Source organism: Ruegeria sp. ABD4_443, assembly GCF_056160865.1.
The window spans coordinates 81230-106430 of record NZ_JBSWYA010000008.1; the positions used below are offsets into that span (position 1 = coordinate 81230).

General features: G+C 60.9%; 21 protein-coding genes. 11 read left to right on the forward strand and 10 right to left on the reverse strand.

Annotated elements, in window-relative coordinates:
• Window positions 1-45: 45 nt before the first annotated feature.
• The gene (locus ACXAG8_RS15190) at window positions 46-1461 is read right to left on the reverse strand and encodes an aminotransferase class V-fold PLP-dependent enzyme (protein ID WP_475227888.1); all 1416 of its coding nucleotides are present in this window, start codon (window positions 1459-1461) and stop codon (window positions 46-48) included.
• A gap of 102 nt (window positions 1462-1563) precedes the next feature.
• Here ACXAG8_RS15190 and ACXAG8_RS15195 point away from each other — a divergent pair, with 102 nt between their 5' ends.
• Window positions 1564-2025, forward strand: coding sequence for an Lrp/AsnC family transcriptional regulator (locus ACXAG8_RS15195; RefSeq protein WP_475227891.1), 462 nt, complete (start codon window positions 1564-1566; stop codon window positions 2023-2025).
• A gap of 124 nt (window positions 2026-2149) precedes the next feature.
• Here ACXAG8_RS15195 and rpsD read toward each other — a convergent pair whose 3' ends face one another.
• The 3 genes from rpsD to ACXAG8_RS15210 all read right to left on the reverse strand — a co-directional run bounded on the left by rpsD (window position 2150) and on the right by ACXAG8_RS15210 (window position 6020).
• The gene (gene rpsD / locus ACXAG8_RS15200; RefSeq protein ID WP_170744088.1) at window positions 2150-2770 is read right to left on the reverse strand and encodes a 30S ribosomal protein S4; all 621 of its coding nucleotides are present in this window, start codon (window positions 2768-2770) and stop codon (window positions 2150-2152) included.
• A 288-nt stretch (window positions 2771-3058) separates the two neighbouring features.
• Window positions 3059-3565, reverse strand: a complete 507-nt coding sequence (locus tag ACXAG8_RS15205) for a hypothetical protein (RefSeq protein ID WP_475227895.1) — start codon at window positions 3563-3565, stop codon at window positions 3059-3061.
• A gap of 172 nt (window positions 3566-3737) precedes the next feature.
• Window positions 3738-6020, reverse strand: coding sequence for an adenosylcobalamin-dependent ribonucleoside-diphosphate reductase (locus tag ACXAG8_RS15210; protein ID WP_475227898.1), 2283 nt, complete (start codon window positions 6018-6020; stop codon window positions 3738-3740).
• A gap of 129 nt (window positions 6021-6149) precedes the next feature.
• Between ACXAG8_RS15210 and ACXAG8_RS15215 the strand changes: the two genes are divergently transcribed.
• Entirely contained in the window at window positions 6150-6581 is a 432-nt protein-coding gene (locus tag ACXAG8_RS15215; RefSeq protein WP_475227905.1) for a DUF1489 family protein, read from the forward strand.
• Here the strand turns inward: ACXAG8_RS15215 and hisG are convergent, their stop codons facing one another.
• From hisG to hisS, 3 genes are read right to left on the reverse strand one after another with little or no spacing between them, the layout of a single operon-like run.
• A complete protein-coding gene (gene hisG, locus ACXAG8_RS15220) occupies window positions 6582-7271 on the reverse strand; it encodes an ATP phosphoribosyltransferase (RefSeq protein WP_475227912.1) in 690 nt (229 codons plus the stop codon). It lies immediately after the preceding gene.
• Entirely contained in the window at window positions 7268-8356 is a 1089-nt protein-coding gene (locus ACXAG8_RS15225; protein ID WP_475227918.1) for an ATP phosphoribosyltransferase regulatory subunit, read from the reverse strand. The genes hisG and ACXAG8_RS15225 overlap by 4 nt, the downstream gene beginning before the upstream one ends.
• Before the next feature lie 3 nt (window positions 8357-8359).
• A complete protein-coding gene (gene hisS, locus ACXAG8_RS15230; protein WP_475227925.1) occupies window positions 8360-9847 on the reverse strand; it encodes a histidine--tRNA ligase in 1488 nt (495 codons plus the stop codon).
• A 128-nt stretch (window positions 9848-9975) separates the two neighbouring features.
• Between hisS and ACXAG8_RS15235 the strand changes: the two genes are divergently transcribed.
• A complete protein-coding gene (locus ACXAG8_RS15235) occupies window positions 9976-10170 on the forward strand; it encodes a SlyX family protein (RefSeq protein WP_475227932.1) in 195 nt (64 codons plus the stop codon).
• A 102-nt stretch (window positions 10171-10272) separates the two neighbouring features.
• A complete protein-coding gene (locus ACXAG8_RS15240) occupies window positions 10273-11031 on the forward strand; it encodes an SDR family NAD(P)-dependent oxidoreductase (RefSeq protein ID WP_475227936.1) in 759 nt (252 codons plus the stop codon).
• A gap of 52 nt (window positions 11032-11083) precedes the next feature.
• On the opposite strand, the gene ACXAG8_RS15245 is transcribed toward ACXAG8_RS15240, so the two are convergent.
• The 3 genes from ACXAG8_RS15245 to dnaE form a co-directional block, all read right to left on the reverse strand.
• Window positions 11084-11452, reverse strand: a complete 369-nt coding sequence (locus ACXAG8_RS15245) for a hypothetical protein (RefSeq protein WP_475227939.1) — start codon at window positions 11450-11452, stop codon at window positions 11084-11086.
• Between the two features lie 35 nt (window positions 11453-11487).
• Window positions 11488-11706, reverse strand: a complete 219-nt coding sequence (locus ACXAG8_RS15250; RefSeq protein WP_475227946.1) for a YMGG-like glycine zipper-containing protein — start codon at window positions 11704-11706, stop codon at window positions 11488-11490.
• Between the two features lie 90 nt (window positions 11707-11796).
• On the reverse strand, window positions 11797-15327 hold the full coding sequence (gene dnaE, locus ACXAG8_RS15255) for a DNA polymerase III subunit alpha (RefSeq protein WP_475227954.1): 3531 nt from the start codon (window positions 15325-15327) through the stop codon (window positions 11797-11799).
• A gap of 343 nt (window positions 15328-15670) precedes the next feature.
• On the opposite strand from dnaE, the gene xdhA reads away from it, so the two are divergent.
• The 7 genes from xdhA (at window position 15671) to ACXAG8_RS15290 (ending at window position 25069) form a co-directional block, all read left to right on the forward strand.
• Window positions 15671-17032 (forward strand): xanthine dehydrogenase small subunit, encoded by a 1362-nt coding sequence (xdhA, locus tag ACXAG8_RS15260; RefSeq protein ID WP_475227959.1) that lies wholly within the window; start codon window positions 15671-15673, stop codon window positions 17030-17032.
• Window positions 17029-19443: a xanthine dehydrogenase molybdopterin binding subunit gene (gene xdhB, locus ACXAG8_RS15265; protein ID WP_475227966.1), complete on the forward strand. Its 2415-nt coding sequence runs from the start codon at window positions 17029-17031 to the stop codon at window positions 19441-19443. Before xdhA ends, xdhB begins: the two co-directional genes overlap by 4 nt.
• Window positions 19443-20378, forward strand: a complete 936-nt coding sequence (xdhC, locus tag ACXAG8_RS15270; protein ID WP_475227972.1) for a xanthine dehydrogenase accessory protein XdhC — start codon at window positions 19443-19445, stop codon at window positions 20376-20378. The genes xdhB and xdhC overlap by 1 nt, the downstream gene beginning before the upstream one ends.
• Window positions 20375-21892 carry an ABC transporter ATP-binding protein gene (locus ACXAG8_RS15275; protein WP_475227979.1) on the forward strand — a complete coding sequence of 506 codons (1518 nt, stop codon included), beginning with the start codon at window positions 20375-20377 and terminating at the stop codon, window positions 21890-21892. Before xdhC ends, ACXAG8_RS15275 begins: the two co-directional genes overlap by 4 nt.
• A 63-nt stretch (window positions 21893-21955) precedes the next feature.
• A complete protein-coding gene (locus tag ACXAG8_RS15280) occupies window positions 21956-23038 on the forward strand; it encodes an ABC transporter permease (RefSeq protein ID WP_475227988.1) in 1083 nt (360 codons plus the stop codon).
• A gap of 1 nt (window position 23039) precedes the next feature.
• Complete coding sequence (locus ACXAG8_RS15285; RefSeq protein WP_475227993.1) at window positions 23040-23960, forward strand: ABC transporter permease; 921 nt, start codon at window positions 23040-23042, stop codon at window positions 23958-23960.
• A gap of 35 nt (window positions 23961-23995) precedes the next feature.
• Window positions 23996-25069: a BMP family ABC transporter substrate-binding protein gene (locus ACXAG8_RS15290; protein WP_475227996.1), complete on the forward strand. Its 1074-nt coding sequence runs from the start codon at window positions 23996-23998 to the stop codon at window positions 25067-25069.
• The last annotated feature ends 132 nt before the right edge of the window (window positions 25070-25201 follow it).

Below are 25201 nucleotides of genomic sequence, written 5' to 3' on the forward strand. Positions count from 1 at the left end.
GCCTCTCATACCTGTCTCAACGCCTTGAGAAAAGCAGCAATTCCCTCAGGCCGCCCGGAAGCGTGCGGTTGCCGGGTCGGCGTCGTAATACGGCGCGAACTCGGCGGTCCGGCGCGACAGGTCATTCACGCTGTCGATGATAAAGCGGGCGGTCTTGGCGCTCATCAAATATGAAAAGTTCAACCGGACCCAGCCGGGCTTTTTCAATTCCGCGCCCGCCGAAACCTGCGCGTGCAATTGCTCGGAACATGCGCGGTCTATACCCAGCAACCGATGCGCATAAGGCCCCGCACAGGCACAGCCGCCGCGCGCCTGAATCCCGTAAATGTCGCTCAACATCCGGGTGAAAAGCTGTTGATGCACCGGCTGATCAGTCATGTCATGGACAAGGAAGGAAAAAATCGGCAACCGATGCGGCTTGTCCACGCCCAGAAGGGTCAGGTGCGGGTTGCTGCCCCACCCTTCCAACGCCATGCGGTTATACGCGGCCTCGCGCCGCGCAATCTCGTCAGTGCCAACGGCTTCCTTGACGAGAAAGGCCAAAGCCGCGCGAATATCGCCAATCACGTTTGGCGTTCCCGCCTCTTCTCGCGCGACCAGATCATCACTGTAATCATGGCGCCACGGCGATACAAAACGAACCGTTCCGCCCCCCGGCCAACTGGGGCATGTTCCCCGGACGACATCCCGGTTGACGATCAGCACACCCGACGCCCCCGGCCCGCCCGGAAACTTGTGAGGCGAGACAACGATGGCGTCCTTGCGTGCATCCTGTGGCCCCATGTCGATAGGCAAATAGGGGCCAGCACCGGCATAATCCCAGACCGACAACGCGCCATGTGCCTTTAGCAACCGGGTGACAGGATCGGGGTCGGTCACAATGCCTGTCACGTTCGAAGCCGCGGAAAACGACCCGATCACCAGGTCCGCATCCTCATGCGCAATCAAGGTCTGTCTCAGAACCTCCAGATCAGGGCCGCCCTCTGCACCCTCCGGTATCTCGACCACCTGCGCCTTGCTTTCACGCCACGGTAAAATGTTGGAATGATGTTCATACGGCCCGATCAAGACAACCGGCCGGTCAGCCCCTGACACTCCCATCAGGCTGACCAGCCGGTTGAGGCCCGCAGTGGCACCAGAGCCGGTAAAGATCACTGCCTCTGCTTCCCGCGCACCAACGATGCGGGCGATCTCGGCGCGCGCATCGCGCCGAAGCCGGGTCATATACGACCCGCAAAAAGAAGCTTCGGTATGGCTGTTGGCATAAAACGGAAGCACATTCTGCGCCACGTAGGCCTCAACCTGCCGCAAGGCGCGGCCCGATGCGACGTAATCCGCATAAACAAGCGGCACATCCCCATGCAGACCCGGTATCAGAACGTTTTCTCCAATCAAGCCGTCGTTCAAAGTTCCACCACAAACAACTGCGCTGATCTCTGATTGGAATTGTTCAAGGGTCATGTCTGCTCTCCTGTCGGGCATCACAAATATCACCCAACAAACCCGTAAAATCGCCCCACAATTTTACTGACTTTTCAGAATATTTGTGTCATTTGACCCGGTATGAGGAAAAATATAGATCAAATTGACAGGCGCCTCCTAAAAGAACTGCAACAGGACGCAACCCTGTCGCAACGCGAACTGGCAGACCGCGTCGGCCTGTCGCAAAACGCTTGCTGGCGACGGCTGAAAGCCCTGAACGAAGACGGTGTCCTGCTGGGGTCCACAGCCCGGATCGCCCGTGAAAAACTGGGGCTCAGCCTCGTGGTCTTTGTGATGCTTCGCACCCGGCACCACTCCGCCGATTGGCTCCAGACCTTTCGCCGCCACGTCCTGACCATTCCCGAAGTGGTGGATTTCCACCGGATCGGCGGCGACTATGACTATCAGCTAAAAGTCGTGACACAGGATATGACCTCTTACGACAAGGTCTACCAACGCCTGATCGAAAAGGTCGAACTGGACAGCGTCACGTCCTACTTCGCGATGGAAGCAATCGCCGAAGCGCGCCCGCTGCCTCTCTGATCCGCCCCTTCATCTGGCCAAAAATATCCCGGGGGAGTCGCGCAGCGACGGGGGCAGCGCCCCCTACAAACAAAAAAAGACCGCGCTGAAAGCGCGGCCTTTGAAAATTCGATGACGGCGAAGATCAGTTCTTCGCGTAGAATTCAACAACCAGGTTCGGCTCCATGACGACCGGATAAGGCACATCGCCCAGGCCCGGTGCGCGCACGAAGGTCGCGGTCATTTTCGAGTGGTCGGCGTCGATATAGTCAGGAACATCACGCTCGGCCAGACCAACAGCTTCCAGAACAACAGCCAGTTGCTTGGACTTGTCACGCACTTCGATCACGTCGCCTTCCTTGACACGGTAGCTGGGGATGTTCACCCGCTTGCCGTTCACCTTGACATGGCCGTGGTTCACGAACTGACGCGCGGCAAACACGGTCGGAACGAACTTGGCGCGGTAGACGACGGCGTCCAGACGGCGTTCCAGCAGACCGATCAGGTTTTCACCGGTGTCGCCTTTGACACGCTCGGCCTCGGCATAGATGCGGCGGAACTGCTTTTCGGTCAGGTCGCCGTAATAGCCTTTCAACTTCTGCTTGGCGCGCAACTGCAGACCAAAGTCCGACAGTTTGCCCTTACGGCGCTGGCCGTGCTGGCCGGGGCCATATTCGCGGCGGTTGATCGGGGATTTCGGACGACCCCAGATGTTTTCGCCCATCCGGCGGTCGATTTTGTACTTGGCAGACGTGCGTTTGGTCACGGCTGATCTCCTTTATTGTGGCATTTCGGCTTGATCCGAAAACCGGTTCCCGCTTTTCCGCCCGAAATAGCGTTGCCGCTCGGACCGTGCAGTTCCCGTTCAGACCAGGCGTGGTGCCGGGTTATAAAGGGCGTTGTCCTCTTGAGGTCTCCCCCATGACAGGCCTCCCCTCGCGGGGGCCACCAACACCAATGAAGCCGCGCTTATATCGCTGAAATTACCAGAGTCAACAGGCCGGGAACCGGAAATGACACATTCGCCATGTACGCGGCCTGCCGCCAGACGAACCTATTCGGCAGCAAACGCCGCGTAACGCGGCAGGCTGGCCGTTTCGGCGACAGCCGGTGCGCGAGGTTTGGGAAAAGACACAACCGTTTCGTCCTGGCCCTCTCCGGTTTTTGTCAGCGCCTCAAGATTGGTTACCTGGCTGACCCAGAACTCCTGATCCCGCTCGGGAAAACCATCTTCAAAGATCAAAACCAGCGTGTCGTCGGCATCGCTGCGCACCAGGTCCGCCTGAAAACTCTGTGCGCCATTGGAAAACACAAGCATCGCCGATGCGCCTTGCGGTCGTTCCCAAACAGGCGCCAGCGCATGAACGCCCGGCACCACCGCAGTTCCACCAATCTCTGCCTGTTCATAGTCCGACATCGCGACCGCTGTCATCCTGACAACCTGCCCGCGCCAAGACCATGCCGACCCGACGCTCAACTCGGAAAGAGGCGCGGCCTCAAGCCCGTCAACCTCTGTCTGCCGCCATGGAATCCCGAAAATACCGTTTCGTCCGGTCCTCATCTGCCCGCCCATACCTTTTAACATCCCGATCGTTACCGACGGCGTGTATCAAAGATAATTTCGGCGGAAAAAAGACGGAAATGCAGCTTTCACGAAAAAGTTTGGGGGACATTGGCGATTTTGATACGTTTACGCGCGTCAAATCAACCAGCGCGAATGCTGTCCCCCAATGCTACCCGCATTTCGAGTGGCCGCAACTGCGGCAGGTCATGCACCCTTCGATCATTACCATTTCGAACTGTCCGCAGGACGGGCAGGCTTTGCCGCGCGGGGCATCCATGTTGACGACCTGCGCCTGCGGATCGGACTTCAGCCCCATCCCCTCGCCCTCAAGAAACCCGATCGAGATCATGTGCTGCTCGATCACCCCGCCGATTGCCGCAAGAATTGACGGAATGTACTTGCCCTTGACCCAGGCCCCACCACGCGGGTCGAACACAGCCTTAAGTTCTTCAACAACAAAGGACACATCTCCGCCCCTGCGGAACACGGCCGAAATCATGCGGGTCAGGGCCAGTGTCCAGGCATAGTGCTCCATGTTCTTCGAATTGATGAACACCTCGAACGGCCGGCGGCGACCACCAATAACGATATCGTTTATGGTCAGATAGATCGCATGTTCGCTGTCGGGCCACTTCAGCTTGTAGGTCGATCCTTCCAGCGATTGCGGGCGATCGAGCGGTTCGGACATGTAGATGACGTCGCCACCATCGACCTCGTGCGGCGCCGTGGCGCTCTCTCCCGGTGCCGTGTCGTCGCTTTCGGAAACGGTCAGAACCGAGCCCGTCACATCATTGGGCCGATATGTCGTGCAGCCTTTGCAGCCCTGATCCCAAGCCTGCATGTAGACATCCTTGAACGCGTCAAAGCTGATGTCTTCGGGGCAGTTGATGGTCTTGGAAATCGAACTGTCGATCCATTTCTGGGCCGCCGCCTGCATTTTCACATGATCCAACGGCGTCAGAGTCTGAGCGTTCACGAAATAGTCGGGCAAATCGACATCCCCGAACTTGTCGCGCCACATCTGTACGGCGTAATCCACAACCTCTTCTTCGGTACGCGAGCCGTCTTTCTGAAGCACTTTGCGCGTATAGGCGTAGGCAAAGACCGGCTCGATCCCCGAAGACACGTTTCCGGCATAAAGCGAAATCGTTCCCGTCGGGGCAATCGACGTCAACAGCGCGTTGCGGATACCATGTTCGCGGATCGCGTCACGCACGTCGTCGTCCATGTCGGCCATCGCACCGCTTGCCAGGAATTTCTCGGCGTCGAACAAAGGGAACGCCCCTTTTTCCTTTGCCAAGTCAACCGACGCCAGATATGCGGCGCGGGCGATACTGTGCAACCATCGCTCGGTCTGACGCGCCGCTTCGTCGGACCCATAGCGCAGGCCCAGCATCAACAAACCATCCGCCAGCCCGGTCACGCCCAGGCCGATCCGGCGCTTGGCCTGCGCTTCGGCGGCCTGTTCCGGCAGCGGAAACTTCGATGCGTCCACCACATTGTCCATCATCCGCACGGCCGTCGCGACAAGATCGCTCAACGCGGCCTCGTCCAGATGCGCGGCGTCCTCGAACGGATCGGCCACCAGACGCGCCAGATTGATCGACCCCAACAGGCAGGCCCCGTAGGGCGGCAGCGGTTGTTCACCGCAGGGGTTCGTGGCCGAAATCGTTTCGACATAGTTCAGGTTGTTGGCCTTGTTGATGCGGTCAATAAAGATGACGCCCGGCTCGGCATAATCATAGGTGGCCTGCATGATCTTGTTCCACAGATCACGGGCCTGAACCGTGTGATAGACCTTGCCGTCAAAGGTCAGCTCCCAGGGGGCGTCGGCCTTGACGGCCTCCATGAAGGCGTCCGTCACCAATACGGACATGTTGAACATCCGCAGGCGCGCCGGATCGGACTTGGCGGTGATGAACTGTTCGATATCCGGGTGGTCACAGCGCATGGTGGCCATCATCGCCCCGCGGCGCGAACCGGCAGACATGATCGTGCGGCACATTGCGTCCCAGACATCCATGAAACTCAGCGGGCCCGAAGCATCCGCCGCCACCCCGTGCACATCTGCGCCGCGCGGGCGGATGGTCGAGAAATCATAGCCGATGCCACCGCCCTGCTGCATGGTCAGCGCGGCCTCTTTCAACATGTCGAAAATGCCGCCCATGCTGTCGGGGATCGTGCCCATGACAAAACAGTTGAACAATGTCACCTGCCGCGCCGTGCCCGCGCCCGCCGTGATACGACCCGCGGGCAGGTATTTGAAATCTTCCAGCGCGTGAAAGAATTTGTCCTCCCACAGCGCCGGATCGCCTTCGACCTTGGCCAGATCGCGGGCGATGCGTCGCCACGTATCCTCGACCGTCTGATCAATGGGCGCACCGTCTGCCTGTTTGAACCGGTATTTCATGTCCCAGATTTGCTCGGCGATGGGGGCGGCAAAGCGGCTCATTGGTGATTCCCTGATCTGAAAAGAGGTGGCCAGATTAACCCGGATTACAGGCTTACCACAACACCTTGATGAACAACGCCAGCAAGCTACAATATAACGGAGACACCGGGACGACTCTGTGGAAATGCTGTGGATAACTTCGTGAACCTTGTGAAATTGTCTGTCGGATCGGACAGCGTCGAGTCGCTGATTGACTGGCAGGACAGCCGCAGGCCGCTTTATCCGGACGGCAACCCGCGCCACGTCACCCGGATGTGGCCCAAGCGCGAGGCCGAAATCCTGAACGGCGGGTCGATCTTTTGGGTCATCAAGGGCGTGATCCAATGCCGACAACGTATCCTGCGGCTGGACGAGGTGCGCGGCGAGGATGGGATACGTCGCTGTGCCATCGTGCTGAACCCCGAAATCCACCGCACGCAAAACGCCCTGAAACGCCCGTTCCAGGGATGGCGTTACCTCAAACCCGAAGACAGCCCCGCCGACCTGCCCCGATCACGCGAACAGGACGACGCCCTGCCCGATGATCTGAACCGCGCCCTGGCCGACATCGGGGTCTTGTGATCAGGTCAGACGGTCCAGAAGCGCGGTCAGAACGTCTTTGTCCTCGGCATCGCACTTGGCAACACGGCTGCGCCAAAGCGTAGCCTGCGATTGCAGGATCAAACCATCCGACAATATCTTGAGGTGATTGGCCCGCAACGTTTCGCCGGTCGAGGTGATATCGGCGATTGCCTCGGCCGTTTCGTTCATCACGGTTCCCTCGGTCGCGCCCTGGCTATCGACCAGCGTATAGTCGGCCACCCCTGCGTCAGTCAGGAACTCGCGCACCAGCCGGTGGTATTTGGTGGCAATCCGCAGCCGGTGGCCGTGGGTCTTGCGAAACGCCGCAGCAGCCGCATCCAGATCGTCCAGCGTGTCCACATCGACCCAGCAGGCAGGTGCGGCGATAATCAGGTCAGCCTTGCCAAACCCCAGCTGCGAGATTTCTTCGACCTGCTGTTCCCAACGCGGCAGCTTTTCATGCACAAGGTCGATTCCGGTTACACCCAGATGGATACGACCCGCCGCCAGTTCGCGCGGGATTTCCCCCGCGGACAGCAAGATCAGGGACACCCCGTCGATCCCTTCGACCTTGCCTGCGTATTCGCGGTCCGAGCCGCTGCGCGACAGGGTGATGCCGCGCTTGTCGAACCACGCAAAGGTTTTGTCCATCAACCTGCCCTTCGAAGGCACGCCCAGTTTCAGGCTCATTGCGTGGCCTCCTCGATTTCAAGCATCAGGTCCGGTCGGATCACGCCGCCAATTGCCGGAATTTCAGCGCCGTTCCCCAATCGGCGCGTCAGGGCATCATAGCGGCCACCGGTCGCGACGGGCGGCAGGTCGGGGCGACCCTCGGCGTAAAAGCCAAAGACAAAACCGTCGTAATATTCCATCGACGTCCGCCCATAGGAGGCTTCGAAATCCAGCCTGCCGACATCAACTCCACGCGCCTGCAGCGCAGCGACACGCGCCTCTAGCCGGTCCAGCGCGGGGGTGATCTGCGGCAGGTCAACAGCTACATCGCGCAAGTGTTCCAATGCAAAAGGCATGGTTTCACGCACGTTCAAAAGCGTTTCCAGCCCAACCAGTTCATTGTCCGAAATCGGAGGCGCGGCACGGTCTTCCCGCAAGGCCTCGATACGCGCCTCGATCTCGGCCTTGCGCCGTTTGCCAATCATCGGCGCATCGGTCGCCAGCGGCTCGGCGGTATCCAGCAAGGCGTCGCGCTGCTCGGGCGCGGACCTGCGCCCTGCGAAACGGTCAAGCAGAGTGCGAAACCGACGCGGGCGCCACAGATGCCGCATCAGCGCCGCCTTGCGGCGGTCCGTTGTCCGCAATCCTTCGACCGCCGCGATCAGAATGCCGATATCACCAGTGGCGGCCCGCAGCGGCAACCCGCGCAATTGCAGAGCAAAAAGCGAAAACACCTCGGCATCAGCGCCTGCCGGGTCATCGCGGTCAAAGACCTCATAGCCGACCTGAACGTATTCATTGGCCCGATCCGGGTCATGCTCCTGACGGCGGAACACCTCGCCCGAATAGGTATAGCGGGCGGGTTCGGCGCCTTCGCGCATGTGCATTTGCACCACCGGCAGCGTGAAGTCGGGGCGCAACATCTGTTCGCCGCGCAGGGCGTCCGAGGTCACATAAGCGCGCGCACGTATATCTTCGCCGTACAGGTCCAACAGCGTTTCGGCGGGCTGCAACAGCGGCGGGTCAACAACCTGTGCGCCTGCGGCCTCGAACCGGACGCGCATCATCGCGGCGCGGGCCTGTATCTGGGAACGGTTGGGCATGGGTCAGTCCTGACTGTCCAGAATTTCACACACTTTGGCGACCAGATCACCGCGCGGCACTTCGAACTGGCTGGGGCGTTCTTTCCATTCCTCCAGCGTGGCGCTTTCGGCGATCTTGGCGCCTAGGATCAGGTCCTTGATCTGAACGATGCCACCCGCCTTTTCGTCACCACCTTCGATCACCGCGATGGGAGAATTCCGTTTGTCTGCATATTTCAACTGATTGCCAAAGTTCTTGGGATTGCCCAGATAGACCTCGGCCCGGATACCGGCGTTGCGCAGCTCGGCCACCATCGCCTGATAGTCGGCCATACGGTCGCGATCCATCACGGTGACGACCACAGGCCCTGTCGCCTGCGCGCCAAGACGACCCTTTTCGCGCAGCGCGGCCAACAGACGGTCAACACCGATGGAGACACCGGTCGCGGGCACTTCCTGCCCTGTGAAGCGTTTGACCAGATCGTCGTATCGGCCACCGCCCGAAACCGAGCCGAACTGCCGCTTGCGGCCTTTTTCGTCGAAAATCTCGAAGGTCAGCTCGGCCTCAAAGACCGGCCCGGTGTAATAGCCAAGACCGCGTACGACCGAAGGGTCAATCTCGATCCGATCCGAGCCGTATCCGCCCGCATCCAACAGCGACCCGATCTGTTCCAGTTCTGCAATGCCGTCCGCACCGATCTTGCTGTCGCCCACGGCTGCGCGCAGGTTCGCCAGCGTTCCGGCCGTGTCGGCGGCTTTGGAAGTCAGGAAGGCAATCACGGGTTCTGCCTGATCATCGCTGAGGCCTACACCGTCGATAAATGCACCCGAGGCATCCAGACGCCCCTTGGTCAGCAGCTCGCGCACTCCGGCCTCACCGACCTTGTCGAACTTGTCGATGGTGCGCAGAACGTTGTCACGGGCGGCGGCGTCTTCGCCCAGGCCCATTGCCTCAAGCACGCCGTTCAGAACCTTGCGGTTATTGACCCGCACCAGATAGTCACCGCGCGGGATGCCCACCGTCTCCAACGTGTCCGACAGCATCGCGCAGATCTCGGCATCCGCAGCCATCGAGGCGGTGCCGACCGTATCCGCATCGCACTGATAGAACTGACGATACCGTCCCGGCCCCGGTTTTTCGTTGCGCCAGACCGGGCCCATCGCATAGCGACGATAGGGCGTCGGCAGGTCGTTGCGGTGCTGCGCAAAGACACGGGCCAAAGGCGCGGTCAGGTCATAGCGCAGGGCCATCCAGTCGCCCTTGTCGTTTTCGTCAAATTCCTGCCACGCAAAGACACCCTCGTTCGGGCGGTCCACATCCGGAAGAAACTTGCCCAGCGCCTCAACAGTCTCGACCGCACTGCTTTCCAAGGCGTCAAAGCCATACCGATGATAGACACCCGCAATCGTCCGCAGCATCTCGGTGCGCTGCGCAACTTCCTCGCCGAAATAGTCGCGGAACCCTTTCGGCGTCATGGCCTTGGGGCGGGGCTGTTTCTTGGGCTTGGCCATTCGGGGCGTCCTTGGGGCTTAGTGTTCCGCGCGCGGTCTATCCCATGCCCCGCATCGGGGCAAGGCGCGCTTTCTCTGGCCATGGCGGCAATGCGCCGCTATGAGCGGACAAGACACAGGAGACCCCCATGCAGCATCTGGAAGAGCAGATCGCCCACCTGACCCGCACGGTTGAGGACCTGAACGCCGTCGTCACGCGGCAGCAGACCGAGATCGACCACCTGACCCGCCGGGTCGAGATGCTTATGCGCCGCGAGGCCGAACGCGCACAGGAGGGATCGGGCGGCATTGTGCTTGGCGACGAACGGCCACCACATTACTGACCCGTCCCTGCCCCATGCGGATAGGCACCGATTGGGGCTTGAGAGCGACGCGCTGGCCGACGATGGTGGGAAATCGATACCGGAAAAAAACAGGAGCGTTCGATGTCACCCAAAACGGCCCTCGTCACCGGAGCAGCCCGAGGCATAGGCCTGGCCACCGCGAAACTGTTTCTGCAAGACGGGTGGCGCGTGGCGATGGTCGACCGCGACGCCGAGGCGCTGACCCAGGCCACCGCCGGGCTGGACGGCATATTGCCCGTTGTCGCCGACGTTTCGCAGCCCGATCAGGTCGACCGAATGGTTGGCGATGTCCTGTCGGCGTTCGGGCAGATCGACGCGGTCGTGAACAATGCCGGCGTGGCCGAGTTCGGACCGATAGAAGATCATGGCTTTGCCACATGGCGCCGGGTCATGGAAACCAACCTTGACGGGGTCTTTCTGGTCAGCCAGGCGACGACACCGGCACTGCGCGACAGCCGGGGCGCGATTGTCAATATCGCCTCGATCTCGGGGGTGCGGGCAAGCACATTGCGCGTGGCCTATGGCACGTCAAAGGCCGGGGTCATTCACCTGACCAAGCAACAGGCGGCCGAACTTGGCGAATACGGAATACGCGCCAACTGCGTTTGCCCCGGCCCTGTTCGCACGAAACTCGCCATGGCCGTGCATACGCCCGAGATCATTGCCGCCTATCACGACGCCATCCCGTTGAACCGGTATGGGTCCGAGCTGGAAATCGCCCAGGTCATCTGTTTCCTGTGCTCGGACAAGGCCAGCTATGTGACCGGTCAGGTCATTGCGGCTGATGGTGGATTCGAAAGCACCGGCGTCGGTTTGCCCGCGCTGCGCGACCCCGAATGACGGGCGCCGCCCGGCGCGCGCCCTGCCCCTGATGGCTTGCGCGTGGTCGCGGTCATAGGCCCAGCGTCGATTTCACGGCACTGTCCACCACGCCGCCCAGCAAGGCGTTCTTGTCTTCGGAACAGCCCTGAGACAAAGCCGCAAGGAATGCCGTGCGCAGCGTGGCCTTTTCCGCCTCGGTCGTGGCGTGATCTTCGATGTTGATCTGACGGTTGTAAATCGACAGGGCTGTCATCTTCTCGACGACGGCCAGAACAAAGGTTTCGTCGCCATCCGCTTCTTCGATCACCGACGCACAGGTGTGGTACATGACCGGCAAAGCATCCTGCACCATTTGCTCGGCCACTTCGTCGGCAAGTGACACGCAGGGCATGGTGATAAGGGCCGCGACGGTGGCTGCTTTGGTTCTGTTCGATATCATGATTGACCTCCATCGCCCGGTCGCCGGGCTTGCAGTCATTTCCAGTTGTGTCCGATGATTGCCCCGGCCACGGCACCGGCGGCTGCGCCCTTGCCATCGCCCAGCAGGGCACCGACCCCTGCTCCGATCAGGGCGCCCTCAACTGTTTTCTTTTTCTTCTTGTCGTCCGCAAAGCCAGCCGTGGCCGACGCCAATGCCAGCGACGCGGCCACGACCAGAACCAGCGTCCTGGAACCCAATCCTGAAACCGTCATGATCAATCCCTCCCGCGGCCAGACGCAGGATGCATCCTGCAATAACAGCCTATCGGGCCAGGTTTGACCTGGCAACAAACGGGGCGGGCCTCAGATATCTTCGACCGAAAGGACACCGTCCAAGGACTTGATCGCGCCTTTGATCTGAGGGTTGACCGGGAATTGCCGGCCCAGCTCCATTTCAACCTCGCCGGGCAAACCGGGCGACAGCAACCGCAACTGGACCGGGCCGGTGGATGCGCCACCTGCGGCGCTGACTGCGTCTTCAAGCACATGCGCGACGGTCTCGATAACCTGTGGCTCGTCCAGAAAGATGCGCAACCCGGTTGCACCTGCCTCGGCGACAACCGCGTCGATGGGTCCGACGGACCGGGCAAGCAGCTTAAGCTGATCAGCCTCCATCGTCGCTTCGGCCGTCAACACCACCTGCGAGCCAGTTTCCAGAAACTCTCGGGATTTTTCAAGCGTTTCCGAAAACAGCGTGACCTCGAACGCGCCCGTGGGATCAGAAAGCTGGGCAAAGGCAAACCGGTTGCCGCGCACCGATTTTCGTTCCTGCCGTCCGGCAACGACACCCGCCATCTTGACGCCCATCATCCCGCGCTCGCGCACCCGCTCGGTCACCTGGTCCAGGGTCATCACGTCGCGCCGTTTCAATGCAGGCATGTAATCGTCCAGCGGATGCCCGGACAAATAGAACCCGATGGCCTTGAACTCTTCGCTCAGCCGCTCGGCTGGCAGCCAGTCGGGCGTCGCGGCAAGCCGCGGTTCGGGCAGATCGTCCCCGGCCTCGCCAAAAAGAGACACCTGGTTCGAGTTTTTCTGATCATGAATGGCCGCCGAATAGCGCACCAGTTGTTCGATACTGTCGAACACGCGGCGGCGGTTCTTGTCCAACGCGTCAAACGCCCCGGCCCGCGCCAGCATTTCAAGCGGGCGCTTGCCAACTTTCTTGAGGTCGACCCGGCGGGCGAAGTCGAACAGGTTGACAAAGGGCTTGTCAGCGCCATCGCCCTGGGCACCCCCGGCACGGCGCCCTTCGACCACAAGGTTCATCGCCTCGGCACCCACGTTTTTCAATGCGCCCAGCGCATAGACCAGTTCACCATTCACAACGTCAAACGTCGCCAGAGACCGGTTCACGCAGGGCGGCACATAGGGCAGGTCCAACCCCTTGCGGACCTCTTCGAAATACACCGCCAGCTTGTCGGTCAGGTGGATATCGCAGTTCATGACCCCTGCCATGAACTCGACCGGGTGGTTCGCCTTCAGCCAGCCGGTCTGATAGCTGACCACCGCATAGGCCGCCGCGTGGGACTTGTTGAAGCCGTAATTGGCGAATTTTTCCAGCAGGTCGAAAACCTCGCTGGCCTTCTTGGCATCCACGCCATTCTCGCCCGCGCCCTTTTCGAATTTCGGGCGTTCGGCATCCATCGCCTCTTTGATCTTCTTGCCCATCGCGCGGCGCAGCAGGTCCGCGCCGCCAAGGGAATACCCAGCCATCACCTGCGCGATCTGCATCACCTGTTCCTGATAGACGATGATGCCTTGCGTTTCCTCAAGGATATGGTCGATCAGCGGGTGCACGGATGTGATCTCGCGCTGGCCGTTCTTGACCTCGCAATAGGTCGGAATGTTCTCCATCGGGCCGGGGCGGTAGAGCGCCACAAGGGCCACGATATCCTCAATGCAAGTTGGTTTCATGCGCTTGAGCGCATCCATCATGCCACTGGATTCCACCTGGAACACGGCCACTGTCTTGGCTGCTGAATAAAGCTTGTACGTCGCCTCATCATCCAGCGGGATGGCGTTGATCTGGTTTTCGGCCCCCTCGGCCGGTTCGTAAAGTTCGGTGCCATCCGCCGCGATGTGCAAAGGGCGCCCGGACTTGAAGATGATGTCCATCGCGTTCTGGATGACGGTCAGGGTTTTCAGACCCAGAAAGTCAAACTTGACCAGCCCGGCCTGTTCCACCCACTTCATGTTGAACTGGGTCGCGGGCATATCGGACCGCGGATCCTGATACAAAGGCACCAACGCATCCAGCGGCCGGTCCCCGATCACCACCCCCGCCGCGTGCGTCGAGGCGTTCCGCAACAGCCCTTCGACCTTTTGGCCATAGGTCAGCAGGCGATCCACCACCTCTTCGTTTTTTGCCTCTTCGCGCAACCGAGGTTCATCCGCGAGCGCCTTTTCAATCGATACCGGCTTGACCCCTTCGACGGGGATCATCTTGGACAGCCGATCCACCTGACCATAAGGCATTTGCAGAACCCGCCCGATATCGCGCACGGCGGCCTTTGACAGAAGCGCACCAAAGGTGATGATCTGCCCCACCTTGTCGCGCCCGTATTTCTGTTGAACATATCGGATCACCTCTTCGCGGCGATCCATGCAAAAGTCGATATCGAAGTCGGGCATCGAAACCCGTTCGGGGTTCAGGAACCGCTCGAACAGCAGGCTGTAGCGCAGCGGGTCAAGGTCGGTGATCGTCAGCGCATAAGCCACCAATGATCCCGCGCCCGAACCCCGCCCCGGCCCCACCGGGATGTCGTGATCCTTGGCCCATTGGATAAAGTCCGCAACGATCAGGAAATAACCGGGAAAGCCCATGCCTTCGATAATTTCCAACTCGAAATCCAGCCGTTCCTGATACTTTTCGGGCGTTACGGCATGCGGAATCACGGCCAGGCGTTTTTGCAGACCCTCATTGGCGATGCGGCGCAGCTCGGCCACCTCGTCATCCGCGAATTTGGGCAGGATCGGGTCGCGGCGATACGCCATAAAGGCGCAGCGTCTGGCAATCTCGACGGTGTTTTCGATGGCTTCGGGCAAATCGGCAAACAGCGTCACCATTTCCTGCTGCGACTTGAAATAATGCTGCGCGGTCAGGCGGCGGCGGCCTTCTTGCTGATCGACATAGGCCCCCTCGGCGATGCAGATCAGCGCGTCATGCGCCTCGTACATATCCGAGGTCGGGAAATAGACATCATTGGTGGCGACCAGCGGCAGGTTCTTGGCATAGGCCATCTCGACATGGCCGCGTTCGGTCAGGCGTTCGGCCTCAGGCTGGCCATCTTCGCCCGGATGGCGTTGCAACTCGATATAAAGCCGCTCAGGGAACATTGCCGCCAGCCGATCCACCAGTTCTTCGGCGGCCGGTCTTTGGCCCTGTTGCAACAGCCGCCCAACCGGGCCGTCAGGGCCGCCGCTGAGACAGATCAGCCCGGCGGACCGCTCCGCCAGTTCGTCCAGCGTGACCTGCGGCAATTGCCCGCCCTTATCCACATAAAGGCAGGAACTGAGTTTCATCAGGTTCTCATAGCCGGTTTCGGACTGGGCCAGCAGCACCAGCGGTGCCGGGGGTCTTGGTTTTTCGCCCGGCTTTGCCTGAACATAGGTAAGATCCACCTGGCACCCGACAATCGGCTGCACCCCTGCATCCCCCAGCGTGACCGAGAACTCCAGCGCCGAAAACATGCTGTTGGTGTCTGTTACCGCCACAGCCGGCATTTCCGCAGCGACGCACAGCCCCGGCAGTTTCTTCAGGCGAATGGCCCCTTCCAGCAGGGAATATTCGGTATGGACGCGGAGGTGAATGAATCGGGCAGAGGTGCTCATGCATGCAGGCTATCGCAGCCGAACGTCGTGCAAAAGCCAGAACAGGCGCCCGGCGGCGCACAATTTTTGACCACGCATTCTTCGGGAATTTTGGAAGGTGCTTCGGGTTTGATTGAGATTTCTTTACAAAAAACCGCGCAATTTCAAACCCATGACGGCGGGACGCACGGCTATTTTCAAGGCAGACCCGGCGTAATAGTGTATGAAATAGGCAGTTTTTCTTGCCATGCAACCCGGCCTGTTCCTAACATCCGATGGCAAGCTACCAGCCCGCTACTCTTTCTACGTCGCATCGAAGGAGAGCACCAAAGGGCAAAACCGGGTAAGGCGACGGGTTTCACGTATGAATATCACGTTTCTTCTGAACGGAGAGACAGTGGAGCTGGCGGATGTCGATCCGACAGCCACCCTGCTGGACTGGCTGCGTGAAGATCGCGGCCTGACCGGCACCAAGGAAGGCTGCAACGAAGGCGACTGCGGGGCCTGCACCGTCATGGTGACCGATACAGACGGCGCCAAGGCGCTGAACTCCTGCATCCTGTTCCTGCCGCAGTTGCATGGCAAGGCCGTGCGCACCGTCGAAGGCGCCAGCGGCCCGAATGGCGAAGCGCACCCGGTTCAACAGGCGATGGTCGATCTGCATGGTTCGCAATGCGGCTTTTGCACGCCCGGATTTGTCATGTCGATGGTTGCCGGTCATGCAAACGGGGCGACGGATCACGACACGCAGCTTGCGGGAAACCTGTGCCGCTGCACCGGTTATGCGCCGATCATCCGCGCCGCCAAAGCCGCCGAGGCGCAGCCTGTACCCGTCTGGGTCAAGGACAAACCCGTCGCCCCCGCTGCCACCTCGCCGATGCTGCCTGAATCGTCTGACGCGCTGGCGGAGGTCTATGCCAAGAACCCCGATGCCACCCTGGTTGCCGGGGCCACCGATGTCGGCCTGTGGGTCACCAAGCAATTGCGCGATCTGGACCCTGTGATTTTCCTCAACCGGTGCGACGACCTGAAAGAAATCACCATCACCGACGATGAAATCCGCTTTGGCGCGATGGTCGATATGAACCGTATGGGTCAGGCGCTGGCCGACCTGCATCCATCATATGCCGAGATGATCCGCCGATATGCCAGCGTACAGGTGCGCCACGCGGCCACGGTGGGCGGCAATATCGCCAATGGCTCACCCATCGGGGACAACCCGCCCGCACTGATTGCTTTGGACGCCACACTGCACCTGCGCAAGGGCGATACGAACCGGTCGATCCCACTGGAAGACTTCTTCATCGACTATGGCAATCAGGACCGTGCCCCCGGTGAATTCGTCGAAGCGGTCAGCTTTCCGCGTCAGGCGGATCGGCTGAAGGCTTACAAGCTCAGCAAGCGGTTCGATCAGGATATCTCGGCCGTGTGTGGATGTTTCAACATCACCGTCGCGGACGGCACCGTCACGCAGGCACGTATCGCGTTTGGCGGCATGGCCGGAGTTCCGAAACGGGCAACACATGTCGAACAGGCGCTGACCAGCAAGGCATGGACCGGTGATACAGTTCGGGCCGCGCTCGCAGCTTTTGCTCAGGACTTTACGCCGATGACAGACATGCGTGCCTCGGCCACCTATCGGTTGGAAACGGCCAAAGCGATGCTTGAACGCTATTACTTTGAGGACCAGGGCGAGGAGATCAACGTGCTGGAGGTGTCGGCATGAGCGTGACCAAACCCCTGCCCCACGACGCCGCCCCGCTGCATGTTTCGGGCACGGCGCGCTATGTGGATGACATCCCGACGCCCAAGGGTTCGCTGCATCTGGCCTTTGGCCTGAGCCCGATTGCCAAGGGCAAGATCAAGGCGATGGATCTGTCCGACGTCAGGGCCGCCCACGGCGTTGTCATGGTGATGACCGCCGAGGACCTGCCGTTTGCCAACGATGTCTCGCCGTCGATCCATGATGAACCGTTGTTGTCGGACGGTGTGGTCAATTACATCGGCCAGCCGGTTTTCCTTGTGGTCGCAACCAGCCATCTGGCGGCCCGCAAGGCGGCGCGGCTGGGCAAGATCGACTATGCCGAGGAGACGCCGATCCTGACCGTCGACGACGCGCTCGCCGCCGACAGCCGTTTCGAGGAAGGCCCGCGCATCTATGCCAAGGGCGATGCCGATGCCGCCATCGCAAGCGCAGCGCATGTGATCGAAGGCGGGTTCGAACTGGGCGGGCAGGAGCATTTTTATCTGGAAGGCCAGGCCGCGCTGGCAGTGCCGAACGAAGGCGGCGATATGCTGGTTCATTCCTCGACCCAGCACCCGACCGAGATTCAGCACAAGGTCGCTGACGCTCTGGGCGTGCCCATGCACGCGGTCCGGGTTGAGACCCGCCGGATGGGCGGCGGCTTTGGCGGCAAGGAAAGCCAGGGCAACGCGCTGGCGGTCGCCTGTGCCATCGCCGCGCGGGCAACCGGCAAAGCCTGCAAGATGCGCTATGACCGCGATGACGACATGACCATCACCGGCAAGCGCCATGCGTTCCGGATTGCCTACAAGGCCGGGTTCGATGAAAACGGCCACATTCAGGGTGTCTCGTTCCTGCATCATGCCATCTGTGGCTGGGCGCAGGACCTGTCCCTGCCGGTTGCGGACCGCGCGATGCTGCATTCGGACAATGCCTATCTGCTGCCCAATGCGCGGATCGAAAGCCACCGGCTGAAGACCAACACCCAGTCCGCCACCGCCTATCGCGGGTTCGGCGGTCCGCAAGGCATGGTCGGGATCGAGCGTGTCATGGATCACGCCGCGCACACGCTGGGGATGGACCCGGTCGAACTGCGCCGCCGCAACTATTACGAACCGGCGCACCCGCCTGCACTGGATGCACCTGACCTGCCCGAACGGCCTCTGGCTCATGTCGATCCGCATGAGGACCTGACCAGCCTGGGCGCGGTCGAGCAGGTGACAACCCCGCCGCCCGTGCGCCCGGTGCCCAAAGGGGGCAACACGACGCCTTATGGCATGGAAGTAACGGATTTCGAGCTGCACGGCATGACAGCCGCCCTGCTGAAGTCCAGCGATTATGCAGCGCGCAAAGCTGCAGTTGCCAAGTGGAACAGCGAAAACAGCGTGATCAAGAAAGGCATCGCCTTCTCGCCGGTCAAATTCGGGATTTCCTTTACGCTGACCCACCTCAATCAGGCGGGTGCGTTGGTGCATGTGTATCAGGACGGCTCAGTCCATCTGAACCATGGCGGCACCGAGATGGGACAGGGCCTGTTCCAGAAGGTCGCGCAGGTCGCAGCGTCGCGCTTTGGCATTCCGCTTGAGATGGTCAAAATCACCGCGACCGATACCGCCAAGGTTCCCAACACCTCGGCCACGGCGGCCTCGTCAGGCAGCGACCTGAACGGTATGGCCGTGAAAGCCGCCTGTGACACGATCCGCGACCGGATGGCCGATTACCTGGCGGAACGGCATCAGGCGGACCCTGCCGCTGTTACGTTCTCGGACGGCCACGTTTCGGTGGGCGAAGAACGCTATGGCTTTGCCGAAGCCGCCGCGCTGGCTTATCAGGGGCGTGTCAGCCTGTCGGCGACCGGGTTTTACAAAACACCCAAGATTGAATGGGACCGGATCAAGGGCCGGGGGCGACCTTTCTTTTACTTTGCCTACGGTGCATCCGTTACCGAGGTGGCGATTGATACGCTGACCGGCGAAAACCGCATCCTGCGCACGGACATCCTGCATGACGCGGGGGCGTCGTTGAACCCGGCGCTGGATATCGGGCAGGTCGAAGGGGCCTATGTGCAGGGTGCCGGTTGGCTGACAACCGAGGAGTTGGTCTGGGACGGCAAGGGCAACCTGCGCACCCATGCGCCGTCGACCTACAAGATCCCGGCCTGTTCCGACCGGCCCGATATCTTTAACGTCGCGCTTTGGGATGCCGAGAACCGCGAAAACACGATCTATCGCTCGAAAGCAGTGGGCGAGCCGCCTTTCATGTTGGGCATTTCCGCCTGGCTGGCGCTGTCAAACGCGGTGGCGGCCTGCGGCGACGGCTATCCGGCGCTGGATGCGCCTGCCACAGCCGAAGAGGTCTGGAACGGCGTCCAAAGAATGAAAGGGGGCCTGTGATGGGATTTGACCTTGAGGCGTTGCGGGAGGCGGTCAAGACCCACGGGAAAGTGGTTCGGATGGTCATCGCCGGGATCAAGGGATCGTCCCCCCGCGAAACCGGTGCTGCAATGCTGGTTTGGGAAACCGGGCAAAGCGGCACCATCGGCGGTGGAGCCCTTGAGTTTCAGGCCGCCGAGGCCGCGCGGGCCCAGACCGCACCTACGCGCCTGACGCATCACGCGCTGGGGCCGGATATGGGGCAATGCTGCGGCGGGGCCGTTTCACTGGTCAGCGAAATCTATGATGCGGAGCGCCTGGACACGCTGGACGATCCGGTCATCGCACGCCCCGTTTCGGGCACAGATATGCCCCTGTCGGTCAAACGCCTTTTGGCCGCAGCCCGCAATCAGGGCATTGCGCCCGTGCCGCAACTGGTCGATGGCTGGATGATCGAACCGGTCCACAAGCCAACGCGCGATCTGTGGATCTGGGGGGCCGGCCATGTGGGCCGGGCGCTGGTCGGCGTCCTGTCGCCCCTGCCCGATTTGGCAATAAGCTGGGTCGATACCGGACCGGACCGCTTTCCCGATACGGTTCCGGGCGGCGTCAGGGCAATTCCCGCAGCCAAACCCGCCGAGTTGGTGCGCCACGCCCCGCGCGATGCCGAACACCTGGTGCTGACTTATTCGCATAATCTGGACCTGGAACTGTGCAACCGGCTGCTTTTGCACGATTTCCGCTTTGCGGGGCTGATTGGCTCGGCTACCAAGTGGGCGCGGTTTCGGTCTCGTCTGGCGGCGCTGGGGCATGCGCCACAACGGATCGCCCGGATCACCTGCCCGATCGGCGACCCGGGCCTGGGGAAACACCCGCAAATGATCGCCGTCGGGGTGGCCGCGCAAATCCTGCGCATCGCCCGGCAGAATGACTTGAAGAAGGACCTGAGCGCGTGACAACTCCACTTCTGAGCTTGCAAGGGCTGACCAAGGCCTATCCCGGCGTCGTGGCCAATGACCAAGTGTCTTTTGACATCGGCGAGGGCGAGGTTCACGCGCTGTTGGGGGAAAACGGTGCCGGGAAATCCACGCTGGTCAAGATGATCTATGGGCTGGTGAAACCCGACAGCGGCACCATGCTGTTGCGCGGGCAGGCCTTTGCCCCGCCTGAACCCCGTGCCGCGCGCGCCGACGGTATCGCGATGGTGTTTCAGCACTTTTCGCTGTTCGATGCGCTGAACGTGGCGGAAAATATCGCCCTGGGGATGGAGAACCCGCCCCCGATGGGTGACCTGGCGTCGCGCATCCGCGAGGTGTCCGAGACCTATGGCCTGCCGCTTGATCCCTTTCGCACCGTGGGCGACCTGTCGGCGGGCGAACGCCAGCGGGTCGAGATCATCCGGTGCCTGCTGCAGGACCCCAAGCTGTTGATCATGGACGAGCCGACGAGCGTGCTGACCCCTCAGGAAGTCGAAATCCTGTTTGAAACACTGAACAAACTGCGGTCCGAGGGCACCTCGATCCTCTATATCTCGCACAAGCTAGAAGAGATCCGCACCCTGTGCGACCACGCAACGATCCTGCGTCTGGGCAAGAATGTGGGTGAATGCGTTCCGTCCGAGACCTCGGCCCGGGATATGGCTGAGATGATGGTCGGAGCGACATTGCAAACGCCAGAGCGGTCGGGCCGCGCGTTTGGCGAGGTTGCGTTGGATGTCAGCGGGTTGTCGGTCCCCTCGCCCTCGGAATTCGGCACTGCGCTGAAGAACGTTCATATGACCGTGCGCAAGGGCGAGGTCCTGGGCATCGGTGGCGTTGCCGGCAATGGTCAGGATGAGTTGCTGGGCGTTTTGTCGGGCGAGATCCAGACCACGGCAGACGCGATCAAGTTCAATGGACAGCCGATCGGCAAACTGGGTCCGACCGCCCGGCGCAGGCTGGGCGTGTTGACCGCGCCCGAGGAACGGCTGGGCCATGCGGCGGCGCCGGATATGAGCCTGACCGAAAATGCGTTGCTGACCGGGTCGGTCCGCGAAGGATTGGAGTCCAACGGTTTTCTGAAATGGGCGGAAACCAAGAGCTTTGCCGAAAAGATCATAAGCGCCTTTGATGTCCGGACCCCGGGACCTGAGAATGCGGCGCGATCCTTGTCCGGTGGGAACCTGCAGAAGTTCGTGATTGGCCGTGAAGTGCTGCAAAACCCGGATGTGTTGGTGGTGAACCAGCCAACCTGGGGCGTGGATGCGGCAGCGGCGGCGTCGATCCGGCAGGCGATACTGGACCTGGCAGCCAAGGGTACTGCGGTGATCTGCATCAGCCAGGACCTGGATGAGTTGATGGAAATTTCGGACAGTTTCGCTGCGTTGAACGAAGGGCGGCTAAGCGCCCCGCGCGAGACCACGGGTCTGACGGTTGATGAAATCGGCCTGATGATGGGCGGCGCCCACGGCATGGAGGTGGCGCATGTGTGATCCGTCGCGTCGCCTTCGGCGAGAGTATTTACAAAAAGATGAAGACCTTGGGGGGATGAGCAGATGATTGTGTTGGAGAAACGGCCGCAGCCGTCCAAGGCGTGGTCTTATGCCACCCCCCTGGTCGCTGTGCTGGCGACGATGGTCTTTGGCGGGATTTTGTTCGCCCTTCTGGGCAAGAATCCCATCGAAGCCATCGGCACCATTTTCTGGGAGCCTCTGTTCGGCGAGTTCGCGTTTTACTATCGCCCGCAATTGCTGGTGAAAGGGGCGCCCTTGGTGTTGATCGCCATAGGCCTGTCGCTGGGTTTTCGCGCCGGAATCTGGAATATCGGGGCGGAAGGACAGTACATCATGGGGGCCATCTTTGGCGCCGGTGCGGGACTGGCCTTTTACCCTCTGGACGCGTTCTACATCTTTCCGATCATGGTGATCGCAGGCGCGTTTGGCGGCTGGCTTTGGGCGATGATCCCGGCTTTTCTGAAGGTTCGCTTTGGCACCAATGAAATCCTTGTGTCACTGATGCTGGTCTATGTGGCCGAACAGATGCTGGCCTCGGTGTCTTTGGGACTGTTGAAAAACCCCGAAGGGTTCGGCTTTCCCGGTTCACGCAACCTGCAATCCTATGACAGCGCGCATAATGCCGAGCTGATTGCCGGATCGGGAATGCATTGGGGCGTCGTGGCCGCATTGATTGCCGTCATCTTTGCCTATGTCCTGCTGAATCGGCATATGCTGGGTTTCCACATCCGGTTGACAGGTGAGGCGCCGAGGGCCGCGAAATTCGCGGGCGTTAACCCGGCTCGGCTGATCCTGTTCTGCCTGGGCCTGTCAGGCGCGCTGGCCGGGCTTGCGGGCATGTTCGAGGTCTCTGGTCCTTCGGGCGTGGTCAGCATCGATTTCAACGTCGGTTACGGCTTTACCGCGATCATCGTGGCCTTTCTGGGCCGCCTGCATCCGGTTGGCATCCTGCTGGCCGGTGGCTTGATGGCGCTGACTTACATTGGCGGGGAAATCGCGCAGTCTCAGCTGGGTCTGCCGGCCGCTGCCATTCAGGTGTTTCAGGGGATGCTGCTGTTTTTCCTGCTGGCCTTCGACCTTTTGACAAACTACCGCATCCGTGCGGCCCAAAGCGAGGTGGCGTGACATGGACCTTGGTGAGATCAATCCCGTCCTTTTGGTCGCCTCGTTGATGGTGGCGGCGACCCCCCTGCTTTTGGCCGCGATCGGAGAGCTGGTTGTCGAGAAAGCAGGCGTGCTGAACCTGGGCGTCGAGGGCATGATGATCGTCGGCGCCATCAGCGGCTTTGCGATCTCGGTCGAGACCGGATCGCCCTGGCTGGGCTTTGTCGCGGCCGCCATTGGTGGTGCGGTCCTGTCATTGCTGTTTGTGTTGCTGACCCAGGTGGCTTTGGCCAACCAGGTGGCCAGCGGTCTGGCCCTTACGTTGTTCGGGCTTGGGTTCAGCGCCTTGCTTGGGCAAAGCTATGTTGGGATCAAACCGCCGAGCATGGGGGATATTCATATCCCGGTGATCAGCGATATCCCTGTCATCGGGCCGATCCTGTTTCAGCATGACCCGATCCTTTATGTCGGCATTGCCCTGACCGCGGCGGTCTGGGCCACGCTGAAATATACCCGCGTCGGTCTGATCCTGCGCGCGGTCGGTGAAAACCACGATGCGGCGCATGCGTTGGGCTACAAGGTCATCAAGATCCGCATCATGGCAATCCTGTTCGGAGGGGCCTGCGCGGGGCTGGGTGGTGCCTATATCAGCCTGATCCGCGTCCCCCAATGGACCGAGGGGATGACCGCCGGTGTCGGCTGGATCGCACTGGCCTTGGTGGTGTTTGCCAGCTGGAAGCCATGGCGTGCCCTGCTGGGTGCCTATTTGTTCGGCGGCATCACCGTTTTGCAGCTGAATTTGCAGGCGGCGGGCGTTGCCATTCCGGTCGAGTATCTGGCAATGTCGCCCTATATCATCACGATCCTTGTGCTTGTGATCCTTTCGGCCGACAAGAGCAGCGCACCTGCCTCGCTGGGCCGGACCTTCCACGCTTCGCATTAGACGGGGCCAACTAAACCAACTTGGGGAGTAACCACATGAAATTCACAACACTTCTGGCAAGTGCCGCCATGGCGCTGGGCCTGGCCTCGGGGGCCGTGGCCGAAGACAAGACAAAGGTCGGTTTTATCTATGTCGGCCCCGTGGGCGACGGCGGCTGGACCTATGAACACAACAAGGGCCGCCTGGCAGTCGAAGAGCATTTTGGCGACAAGGTAGAAACCGTCTTTGTCGAATCCGTACCCGAAGGCCCGGATGCTGAACGCGTGATGACCCAGATGGCGCTGGAAGGCGCTGACCTGATCTTTACCACCTCGTTCGGCTATATGGACCCGACGATCAACGTGGCCAAGAAATTCCCGGACGTGAAGTTCGAGCACGCGACTGGCTACAAAACCGCCGACAACGTCTCGGTCTATTCGGCCCGCTTCTATGAAGGCCGCGCCGTTCAGGGGCACATCGCCGGTAAAATGACCAAGTCGAACATCATCGGCTATATCGGGTCCTACCCGATCCCCGAAGTGATCCGCGGCATCAACTCGGCCTATATCCACGCCAAGAAAGTAAACCCGGATGTCGAGTTCAAGATCGTCTGGGCCTATACCTGGTTTGACCCCGCGAAAGAGGCTGACGCCGCCACCGTGCTGATCGAACAGGGTGCAGACGTGATCCTGCAACACACCGACTCGACCGCGCCCCAGGCCGCAGCGCAAGAGGCGGGCAATGTCGTGACCTTCGGTCAGGCCTCGGACATGAGCGAATACGCCCCGTTCCCGCGTGTCAGTTCGATCATCGACAACTGGGCGCCCTATTATATCGCCCGCACCCAGGCTGTGATGGATGGTTCCTGGGCAACCGTGAACACCTGGGACGGCATCGCGCAGGGCATGGTCGAGATTGGCGAGATTTCGGACGCCGTACCGGCGGACGTCAAGGAAGAAGCGCTGGCGATGAAGGCGGCCATGGCCGCTGGTGATTACCACCCGTTCACCGGCCCGCTGAAAAAGCAGGACGGCAGCGATTGGCTGGCTGACGGCGAAGTGGCCGATGACGGCACCCTGGCCGGAATGAACTTTTACGTCGAAGGCCTGGAAGGCGAGATTCCGCAGTAACCGCTGCTGACACCGCACACCACAAAGGCCCGCCGCATTGGCGGGCCTTTTTCGTTCAGAACCAGAACGGGCAGCAGGACGTGCCGACAGTGGCCAAAGGATTGCAAGCGGGGTTTTCGAAGACCAGTTTGC